This window comes from Microcystis sp. M53603_WE2 (assembly GCF_030065435.1).
On sequence record NZ_JASJFF010001084.1, the window covers coordinates 1 to 10021 of the forward strand.

The following is a 10021-nucleotide window of genomic DNA, read 5'->3' on the forward strand; positions in this document are numbered from 1 at the left end:
ACTCAATTGTCTATCTTTTGGTATTAACCTGTTTGTGCCTTAAGTCCTTCCCTGTATGGATTTCAGCTACTTTTGAGCGTAGGCGCTCTCATCGAATTTTATTTTAAGTTAATTATTTGCATAACAATTCCCGAAGAGCCATTTTTCTTCTTGTCGCAGTTGTTCACGGATTTGATATCCGCTTCCAAATCAGCTTCACTGTAAGGTAAATCCACCCCTTTAGCTTTTAAAAATGCGTCAACTTCAAGGCGAGTTTTCATCCCTAATAACTCTCGCACTTTCCCAACACTAATCGACCCTTCCCGATACGCTTCAACGATAACCATTTCCATTAACCTACGCTCTAAACTTCCCCATTTAGCTTCAAGAGAAGATATAATATCGTCAGGTAAAGCAATCTTAATTTGCATGAATATTTCCCCATTTGTTATCAATTTTTTCTCAATTTATCTACAAAACCAGAGATTAATTAATAGTAAATGAATCAATGATTTTTTGAGCAGTTTTTTCAAACTCAGCAAATCTTGCTGGTTCTGCTTGATAGGTAACAATGTAAGCGTAAGCATGATTCGGTGCTAATGCCCAAACTTGCTTGATTTTAATTTGTTTATCTCCCTGTTGTTTAGTATAGAGGATTTCAGTAGCATCAAGCTTACCCAATTTAGTACGTTCTGGAGTGATTGGAAAACCTTGAGAAAAGTCCCGACTAATTTGCTTAACTGTGTCGTCAGTATATTTATCTAGTGGAGCAGGATTCTCTATCTGTTCAATACTAACTATAACACTAGGTTGAAAAAAAACTGAAGAATGATCTTTTGGTGCTAAAAATTTAACAACTTCTGTATTAGTTGCACTAGGTATTTTTTGCCAATTTGGAGGATATTTGATTTTCCAGTTTTTGGGATAGGAAATTTTAAGGTCACCATTCAACCGTTCCTTATTCGGGTCATAGACCCGATAAGGGGAAGTAATTGTAATTATTTTTGGTATTAACAGTAAAACAGCCCCCAAAGCTAAAGCACCGATAACCAGCTTACCCTGATAAAGTATTGATAGCTTCTTCTTCCTTGTCCAAACCAGAGGAGTAGCAGCAGGATTTTGACAAATAACGGGCAGCCCCATCACCCCCGGCAGTTCCGCATCTAATCCTTCTTCGGCAAGACGTTCTCTCGCCGTCCGCACCGACAAATACAAAGATTTACCCCTAGAAAATGCCTTGAGAAAATGCTTTAAAAACTCCTGTGCCACCTTATCGGGTACGGGTTCGCGCATGACGATCGCTTGAGGAATTTGCAAATTCTCCAATTCCTTGGCCAACCCCAACCCATCACAAGAGTTAAAAATGGCTAACTGCAACCCCCCTTCGATCGCTGTCCTCAAACCATGTTTTAACTCACCGATAGTCAAACTTTCCCTTTGATTAATATAAATGCGCCCCACTTCCCCTTCCGTATGGCTGTGTCCGGCAAAAAAGAGGATGTCCCAATGTTGTTCCCAAAGTTGTTCGCTAATCTCTCGTCGAGGAGGTTCTACCAAAAAAACCGTCTCAGCCCCCGGCAAATTCTCTAAAAACCTTCTATCTGCCGTCACGTCAATGCCCTCACTATTACCTAAAATCGCCAAAATTCTCAGCCTTTTGGTGGGGGAAGGTGGGCTAACGATTTTTTCAAAGAAAGAAGCAGCGATCGCTACCTCTAACTTGGGATAATGGTCAAAGAACTCGATCAAATTCCAAGGTAGCCGCCGCAAATAGCCATCCCCAGCTTGAATGATGAAGCGAATGGGTTCGGAACGGTTCAAATTTTCCAAGAGACGCTCTCTCACCGGACGAAACGACTCGGAGTTCAGCCAGCGTTTGAGGCTATCTTGCAAAGTTTGAAGGGTCTGGCGACAGTCGGCAGTAGTGGAAACATTGGTAATTTGGGTAGCAGGTGCTGTTAGCCTGACAACAACAGGCAAATGTCTATAACTAGACTGCCATTGGTCATAGTTTTGGGGAATTTCCGGAGCGCTTGGCAATTTACCTGTAACTTCGATCGAAGGAGGGGAGCCTTCCTCAGCAATTTGCAGGATAACAGGAAATCCCTGTTCCCAGTTGCCTTCTCCCAATTTAACAGTCACTAACTTAGCCATCGCTACCACCTGTCGTTGTTAAAAAAAATATTAATAGATCGCCTATTTAAAAGGGTAAGTATTGAATGCGATTCACAAATTCTTCGGGGTTTCCCAGTTTGGTGATGAGTTCTAAGTCGCGTATGCAGTCGCCAATTGAAACCATTAACTGATGAGCATAAACAACTCCAGCGAAGTCTATTCCTACTGTCTGACGGTGACTCCCTTCAACTAAGAAATCCCTGTCTTGTGTAAAAACAATTCTTCCTAGTGCTGTTGATCGGTCTAGAATTACGGGGTCAGGGCTACCAGAATAACCATCTTCCTGAACTGTCAGCACATCAACATCTCGAAGGCGCAATCCTATCGTGATGGCTCCATGTACGTTTTCATCCATATAAAGTTTGAGGCTCACTTGAGAATTCCTTGTGCTTTAAGTCTGGCCACAAAAGGCGACTCGATCGCTGAGTGCCGCATTTTTTGGGCATACTCCAGATCGGCAGCGATCGCTCCGTCCAATTCTTCTTTATGATCCCAATAGTAGGCGAAGGCTGAGTGAATCTGACTCATACTCAAATGGCGATGGTTGATTTGAATTTCTTCAGGAGTCCAACCGTAAGCCATCTGAGCCATCACCAGATCAATCACCTTCATTGTCGAGCTTGCAATCATTGGTCTCCCGCGTTCGTCTATTTGAATATGCTTGTATTCGGTTAGTGCGGTTTTCATGATTAAACTTTCTCCGTTTACTTGTACTTTAGTTCCTAGCAATTTCTCAGGGGGAAAGTTCTGCTAGAGGGTAAAATCTTCGGTAATATTTGCCTCTCCCAGTCCCACCCTGACACTGAACTGTTCTCCCGGTGAACCACTAAACTTGAGTTGGATGTAATTGTCCAGTTCTCTTGCCTCAGTTTCCAAAAAGGTTTTCCCAGCCTCATCCAGCACCACTAATTGTAAGTGGGCAGGCAAATATTTCTGGTTTCGCATCGGATAGACCCTGAGGAGAACCGCTATCATTTGGTTAGTTTTAGGCAAGACAGCCACCATTAGAGTCACTGGGTGTTCCCCGATCAGCATTCCTAAATCTTTAACTCTCCTCAACCCACCTGCCAAGTTATGCGGAGCGAGCCGCCATAAACTCTCTGCCGCACTCCAACGGGTTTCTTCATCCTGAGTTGCCTCTAGCAAGTGAGTCAGAGCCGCCAATACCTCAGAAGATGCAGTTCCCATCTCTCCCAAGCGCAGTGCTGCTTGTCTGCGGCGATGCTCCTCCTGACTGGTATAAATCGTCTCAATTAAATCGCTAACCGTCTTGGAATCCATAAAATCAGCCCCGCGCTCGCGTAAGGCATAAGCATAGGCAAAACAGGGTTCTCCAGGTGCAAAAAGCTGTTCAATCGTCTGCCAGCTTTCCTCAAAAACATTTTGTAACCATTGGCTCAAATTGACTCGGCTTTTTAAGGAAACTGAACGAGATTGTTCCTTTTCAACAGCAAAGAGCTTTTCTAAACGGTAGTCTTGACTGGATTTCTGCCGCTCTGGTAAGCGATTAAGTTTTCCCAGAACTACTTTTTGGTTATTTTGGGCTGTCTCAAAGTCCGGGGAAGCGGGAGAGATATTTTCATACCCTTCACTAGCTTCTTGGTATTCCTCCCTAGCTTCCTCATATCGCTGCAAGCGAGTTAGATAATCCCCGATTAATTGGGCAATTTGACCGTCTAGAAAGGAATTTCTTTCTTGATTTCCGCTAGTGCCTGACATAGTTCATTGTCCTCCTGTTGGTTGGCTTTTCCAAAAACTTCGATCCACTCCTCTTTTGCTCTCAGAGGTTCTTGCCAGTAAGCATGATAGAGAGCTTCAGCCAGATTGCCCCTTTCTCGATAGTACCGCTCCAAGACTTGATGGGCAGCCTGGGTTCGCTCCCGCTTCTGCTCGTGGTTGAAACGACGGATGAAGGGATGAAGACGATACCACCCCTCACCTTGTTGTTCTGCCTGCCAGACGAAGGAAAAACTGAGGAGCGAGTCAAAGGCAGCATGGGAGGGATTGCATTTCAAGGATTCGCCCAGATGAAAGTAAAGGTCTTCATTAAAGGCTCGACAGGCACTCAAGACATAAACCGCATCTTCCAACACCCTGTCTGTGTATTTCAGGAGTCTTTCTACCAAAATCCCTAATTTCCGATTAAATCCCTCTCCTGTCTCGGAAACGGATTGAAAGTCGGCAGCGGTAAAGGCTTCTTTTTTTTCTGGCGCCATCCTGACTAAATCCGCGCATAGCCCCAGCAAGAGAGGATGAACGGAATCGCCATCAAAACTACTATAGGCAATCAAGCTCTGCTGCACTTGGGTATCCTCAATTCCGACTCTTTGTAGGTAGTCGAGGGCATCGGTTACTTGAAAGTTGAACACTTGCCTGCACTCTAACTTGTCCGCTGTAATTGAACAATAGCTGGCTCGATGCCACTGGGGAATTTCCCGTCCTGCCATGACGATGACAATTTGGGGCAACTCCAACAACTGCGACAACAGACACCGCAGCCATTCATCCTGCTTGAAAAATCTGGCACTTCCTTGATTGCGCCCTTCTCCCCAAAAGGCTTCGTGGGTGTCGAAAAACAGCACCAGTTTTTCAGGAGCGCCCTCTCTTTGCATGGCGACCTTGAGATCTTCCGCAAAAAAGTTAGGCAAAGCAACAATCAATTCCGCATCGGGATCTAACTCGGTGATCCGTTGAAAATCTTTTTTCTGGAGTCCTCGACCTTGTAGATAAAGGGACAAATCCCCCCCTAAGTCTTGGGTGATTATATTCCAACTGCTAGATGTCAAACTCGCCAGGAAACCGGGTAAAATATGGGCGGCAAGTGCATTTGGTAACTCTTTAATGAGGAAGACTGCCAATTTAGAGGCAAAAAGTTCCGGTGAAGGAAATAATCTATTCACGGATTCATTTGTCAGTTTTCCCTTCTGTTGTAAATACAAGATGCAAGCAAACTGATAGAGCGGAAAAGAGAGTTTATATCCCAAGCGAGCAGCATTGGTTATTAACTGATTATGCAAAATCAGTAGCCCGTCGAAATTTTCTTGAGGTTGTTCTGGTCGCGATGACTTGGCTGGGGATTCAAAATCCAACAGTGCGGCTGGCACAAATTGAAAGTCACGTTCCCAGTCAGTAATTGTCTTAATAAACTCAACAATTTCAGGATGGGTTTTGGTTTTAAGTTCTGTCCAAGTTTCTAAAGGAAAGCGCTTGCAACAATTTTCCAATAAGAATTTCAGCAGCAGCGACTTGCCATTGCCACCATCCCCATAGAAGAATAGGATTTTATGGGGGTCAAGCTCGTCATCGTTGAGATATTCTGCAAATCGCAAGGTTAACTCGTGTCGGTCGGTAAAGTGCCGGAGAGCGCGATTTAGCTGAGTTAACGAGGCTTTTTGGCTAGTGGGATCGCTGATGCTCATAGCCGTACTACTTAGAAAATGTAATTGCTATTAAAGTCTAAAATCTTCTCTAATTCTATTCTAGCCTTTCCTCTTGCCATGCGGACAATAAACTGCTCTTCCACTAAACCGCCAGACTTGAGGGTGCTGATTGGGTAGTATTGCTGAACTTCCCCCCATACATATCTACTACAATAGCCGAAAACCCTTATCCATCAATGGATAAACCCATTAACTTTTCTTTATATACCCCGTGTTTATTGTAATATTCCTTAAATAGACAAATGGGGGAAGTTTAGGCTAAAATGGCGGCCGTGTATAGTGATTCAATTAGTATTATTCGATCGAGTGAACTTAGTGGAATTTGAGAGTGAAGATTATCCATCAGAAAAGTTAATTGCTTGTCAAAATCCCTTAATCGCTGAGAAAAATCAAAAACAAACAGAAGCCTTATTCTTTACAATACAATAAAAGTGTAATTAAGCTTGTTGGGAGCCTGAGCTATGACTAACCCGAATTCGATCGAACAGCTATCGCAGGAATTACTCGATCTAGACCAAGTAGATGCCGATACCGGGGCAGATTTGCGGCAAAAAGCCCAAGAAATCCTCGCTGAAACCACTATTGACCTGCCGATTCGAGAAGCGATCGCCGATAGTCTCAGTCAAGGCAATCAACTACTTACCCTCAAAACCGTCGGCAAGGAAGAAAGTTACTAGCACATTTGGGGTCAAAAGTCAAGATGAAAGAAAAAAATTTTTTTGTCTGGCTGGGGCGATTTTTGGCCTCTTTTGGGCTGTTATCGGGGATAAGTGGCTGTAATTCCCCTCTTTTGATCACTCCTCAAGTTCCCGCCGGTGGTTTAAATAGTTTTGCTCCCGATCAATTTCCCAGTTATAGTGCTGATGGTCGCTATTTAGCCTTCGCTTCCGATCGCTCCGGTCGTCGTAGTATATATTTATTCGATCTGCAAGAAAAGCGCTTAGTTAATCTTCCTAACCTAAATCGTGGCGATTCTAGCCAAGATCAGCCATCTTTAAATGCTGACGGTCGTTTAATTGCCTATATCTCCAGCGAACGCGGTAAAAGTGATGTCATGGTTTATGATCGTTCCCGGTCCCGTGCAACCCTGTTAACCGCTAACCTGCGGGGAAGCGTCCGCAATCCCACCATTAGCGGTGATGGTCGCCAAATTGCCTTTGAAACCAACCAAGACGGTCAATGGAATATTGCGATCGTTAACGGCCAATTTTAAACTTGTTCTACTCGGTCTTAATCGTTAAAACCTGTGGAGGAGTGGCATCTGGTGGATATAAAAAATTTACCTGTACTACACGCCAATCCCCCGGAGGAATAGTCAGACTCACTAAAGATTGCCCCTCTTGTCCGCGTCTTTGGACGAGATGGAAAAATCTGCTTTGTGCCTGTCCCTGGTCATCGCTATAATTGACGGCTACTGTTCCCCGAAAAAACACTTGTGGGGCAGCCGGATCGAGAAAACGCAAACCCGGCCCAATAACATCCTCTTTAATCGGTGTTTCTAGCGCAATAGTCACCGTTTTCGCCTCATCACTCCCATTAAATAGAGGTAAACTTAACCTATATTCCACACCGTAATTACCATGAGCTTGATAGGCCGTATCGGGATAGCGAACTAACATACTAGCACTTTGATTTTGTTCCGTTCCCAATTTGCCCCCGGGTAGGGTACTAATCCCATAGGCTATAGATTGACCAGAATCAGGAATATTTAACCATAAAGAAGCTCGATCGACCAATCGGGCTGGCCAAGCTGAACCTTGGGACACTCCCGCTACCCGTCCATAAATTATCTGTCCTTGACTATGGGGAGGAGTGGGCGCTCGATCCCGCGGAGTCGATAAATCGCCTTTTTCTAGCAAATTTTGCCACTCTGTCAGATTTGGTGGTCTTTCTTGCCCATTTTCGTCTAAGGGTGCATAAAGAGCTAAACTAGCAGCGTAGAGAAGACCGTCACTTTCCAGACGGAGATAAGTGGACCTACCGTTTAAAGGGGGAGTCAAATCGCGCACAGGAATCGCCGCATTTAAGACCATAAAACTCTCCCCAGGGGGAATAATAATCCTATCGGGAAAAATATCCTGACGCTGCCCCATTAAAATATCCCCCATTACCCGACTTCCCGGCCCGGCAAAAACTGTCCCCTGATTATTTTCCACTTGTGCGGGTAAATCGATAAAAGCTGCATCGGGTTGACTCAAATAACTAGCTCCTTGCAGAATTTTAACGGTCACGGGATTAGAACTGGGATTGTGGAGTAATATACCCAGATAAAGGCTGCGTAAATTATCGGGAAAACTCCCCCTCGCTATATGGTGGGCAAAAATATCAAAGCGTCCCTGAAAAGCATAATTTAAATGGGCCGAGGGAAAACTTTTCTCTTGGGGGGGAAAAGTGGAAAGCAAAATCCCTTCTCCTAGCAATAATTCGGGACTATTGCTATTAAAAACGGGAACTTGATCTAGTTGATTCGGTAAAGGACGCACCTGCGCCGGTCGAATTATTTCTACAATAGGAGGAGTTTGGGCAATGGGTAGTAAAAAAGGTAACATCACACAAATTACCATCTCAAGATAATTATTTTTTGATCATAGCATTACTGGCTCGCTCAATTTAGATAGTATTCTGTTTGTCTATATCTAGAGGATTGGTTAATATTTCTTTCCGGTGTTAAGTAGCTGGTTATAATTAAATTAAAAATGGATTTTAGGTTCGATCCCCCCTGCCCCCCTTGATAAGGTAGGGTTGATTCATGAATCAACCCTACCCTTAATAAGGGGGGCATCTGACAACTTTTAACGCCTACCTACTTAAGTACAATCAAGAAAAATTATCAAATTTACCAATCATTATTTGCCCTTGCCATTGAGGAAATCTATTGTCATCATAGACTAAAATCTAGATGTAGCCGATGTCTAGATATCGATCGAGCCAGAATTGTTATGATAAATTCATGAAGTTTTATAACGGTATTTCCCCGTGAACATGAACCAAATTGACTATCTCAGGATTAGTTTAATCGATCGCTGTAACTTTCGCTGTCAGTATTGTCTGCCTGAAGATGCAGAATTGGCATCTGTTCGACCGCAAGATTTACTCACCCGGGAGGAAATTCTTACTTTAGTCAAAAATGTCTTTATTCCCCTCGGTTTCCGCAAATTTCGCCTTACTGGTGGGGAACCTCTCTTACATCCCGAAGTAGTGGAGATTGTGCGCGATATCGCCTCTTTATCTGCCACTAGCGATTTAGCTCTGACCACCAATGGCTATTTACTTGACAATTTAGCCGAAATGTTGTATGAAGCCGGACTAAGACGGATTAATATCAGTTTAGACTCCCTCGACCCCGACACTTTCGATAAGATTATCGGTAATCGCGGCCGGAGTCGTTGGCAAAAAACTTGGGCAGGTATTCAAGCGGCCCAGAGAGTGGGTTTTGACCCCTTAAAATTGAATGTGGTGGTAATTCCGGGGATAAATGAGGCAGAAGTGGAGGATTTAGCGGCTTTGACCATCGAGAAGCGTTGGCACGTCCGTTTTATCGAGTTTATGCCCATCGGTAACGGTGATTTATTTCAAGAAAAAGCTTGGATTGCGAACGAGGAATTAAGGGGGCGAATTCGGGCAAAATGGGGCTTAAATGAGGGTCAAGTGCGGGGAAATGGTCCAGCCGATGTTTTTCAAATTCCGGGGGCTAAGGGTACAATTGGCTTTATTAGTCAGATGTCGGAATGTTTTTGCGATCGCTGCAACCGCCTACGTCTTTCGGCCGATGGTTGGTTGCGTCCCTGTCTCCTCAACGAAACTGGACAAATTGACCTAAAAACTGCCCTCCGTCAGGGAATTTCGCCGGCAGAAATCAGGGAAAAAGTCCGGGAATTAATAGAACTAAAAGCAGAAATAAACTTTAAACTGCGTGATTCCGGCACATCAAGCGGCATTTATACCCGTACTATGTCCCAAATTGGCGGCTAAAAATCTACTGTCCGAATTCTACTCTAGCCTGTTCTACCATTTCCACGGTAACTCGATCGGAACCGGCATGACGAGCTAATTCTTCTATCCTTTGACGCGCTTGGGAACGAACAAAATAGGGAATATTTTTTAGTTTTGCTTTTGCTTCTGCGGTCCATTGTAGTTGATCGGAAAAATCTAGAGCGTCCATAGATTTAACAATAGTAGTCCGTCTATTATACCAAAAAAGATTAGCTATTTATTGCCAAGCTAATTAAATGATGAGTTTCTTGATAGCGACTCTTTTTCACCTTTCTCTTAATTAGAGTTCTTGCATAATTAATTTTTGAGAGGGCAAAAATGAGAAAAATAAGCATAAAATTGCATAAAATAACCAAATAGAGCATTTAATTGATTAATGCTCATTCTTAATTCTCCTGCCTCCGTTCGGACCTCGGCGTGAGCTTTTGTCGAAC

At 43.8% G+C, this 10021-nt stretch carries 12 protein-coding genes; 4 read left to right on the forward strand and 8 right to left on the reverse strand.

Translation table 11 applies throughout. The features are described 5' to 3' along the window. Positions 1–98: 98 nt before the first annotated feature. The 6 genes from PX481_RS22830 to PX481_RS22855 all read right to left on the reverse strand — a co-directional run bounded on the left by PX481_RS22830 (position 99) and on the right by PX481_RS22855 (position 5573). The gene (locus tag PX481_RS22830) at positions 99–410 is read right to left on the reverse strand and encodes a UPF0175 family protein (protein WP_288096220.1); all 312 of its coding nucleotides are present in this window, start codon (positions 408–410) and stop codon (positions 99–101) included. 55 nt (positions 411–465) lie between these two features. Further along, positions 466–2133: a CHAT domain-containing protein gene (locus PX481_RS22835; protein WP_288096222.1), complete on the reverse strand. Its 1668-nt coding sequence runs from the start codon at positions 2131–2133 to the stop codon at positions 466–468. A 46-nt stretch (positions 2134–2179) separates the two neighbouring features. Next, entirely contained in the window at positions 2180–2509 is a 330-nt protein-coding gene (locus PX481_RS22840) for a DUF5615 family PIN-like protein (protein WP_287691780.1), read from the reverse strand. A 14-nt stretch (positions 2510–2523) separates the two neighbouring features. Further along, a complete protein-coding gene (locus PX481_RS22845; RefSeq protein WP_287691778.1) occupies positions 2524–2841 on the reverse strand; it encodes a DUF433 domain-containing protein in 318 nt (105 codons plus the stop codon). A 63-nt stretch (positions 2842–2904) separates the two neighbouring features. Beyond that, the gene (locus PX481_RS22850; RefSeq protein WP_288025065.1) at positions 2905–3873 is read right to left on the reverse strand and encodes a DUF1822 family protein; all 969 of its coding nucleotides are present in this window, start codon (positions 3871–3873) and stop codon (positions 2905–2907) included. Then, on the reverse strand, positions 3831–5573 hold the full coding sequence (locus tag PX481_RS22855) for a hypothetical protein (protein WP_288025063.1): 1743 nt from the start codon (positions 5571–5573) through the stop codon (positions 3831–3833). Before PX481_RS22855 ends, PX481_RS22850 begins: the two co-directional genes overlap by 43 nt. A 300-nt stretch (positions 5574–5873) precedes the next feature. On the opposite strand from PX481_RS22855, the gene PX481_RS22860 reads away from it, so the two are divergent. From PX481_RS22860 to PX481_RS22870, 3 genes are read left to right on the forward strand one after another with little or no spacing between them, the layout of a single operon-like run. Continuing rightward, positions 5874–6023 (forward strand): hypothetical protein, encoded by a 150-nt coding sequence (locus PX481_RS22860; protein WP_002748420.1) that lies wholly within the window; start codon positions 5874–5876, stop codon positions 6021–6023. Between the two features lie 32 nt (positions 6024–6055). Then, positions 6056–6271, forward strand: coding sequence for a hypothetical protein (locus tag PX481_RS22865; RefSeq protein ID WP_002761575.1), 216 nt, complete (start codon positions 6056–6058; stop codon positions 6269–6271). Between the two features lie 23 nt (positions 6272–6294). Beyond that, positions 6295–6807 carry a TolB family protein gene (locus tag PX481_RS22870; protein ID WP_002761577.1) on the forward strand — a complete coding sequence of 171 codons (513 nt, stop codon included), beginning with the start codon at positions 6295–6297 and terminating at the stop codon, positions 6805–6807. Positions 6808–6814: 7 nt separating this feature from the next. Here the strand turns inward: PX481_RS22870 and PX481_RS22875 are convergent, their stop codons facing one another. Next, entirely contained in the window at positions 6815–8158 is a 1344-nt protein-coding gene (locus PX481_RS22875) for a DUF3370 domain-containing protein (RefSeq protein ID WP_002761579.1), read from the reverse strand. A 418-nt stretch (positions 8159–8576) separates the two neighbouring features. Here PX481_RS22875 and moaA point away from each other — a divergent pair, with 418 nt between their 5' ends. After that, positions 8577–9566, forward strand: a complete 990-nt coding sequence (gene moaA / locus PX481_RS22880; protein WP_288096227.1) for a GTP 3',8-cyclase MoaA — start codon at positions 8577–8579, stop codon at positions 9564–9566. A gap of 4 nt (positions 9567–9570) precedes the next feature. Here the strand turns inward: moaA and PX481_RS22885 are convergent, their stop codons facing one another. After that, positions 9571–9756 (reverse strand): PCP reductase family protein, encoded by a 186-nt coding sequence (locus PX481_RS22885; protein WP_002751785.1) that lies wholly within the window; start codon positions 9754–9756, stop codon positions 9571–9573. Positions 9757–10021: the final 265 nt, after the last annotated feature.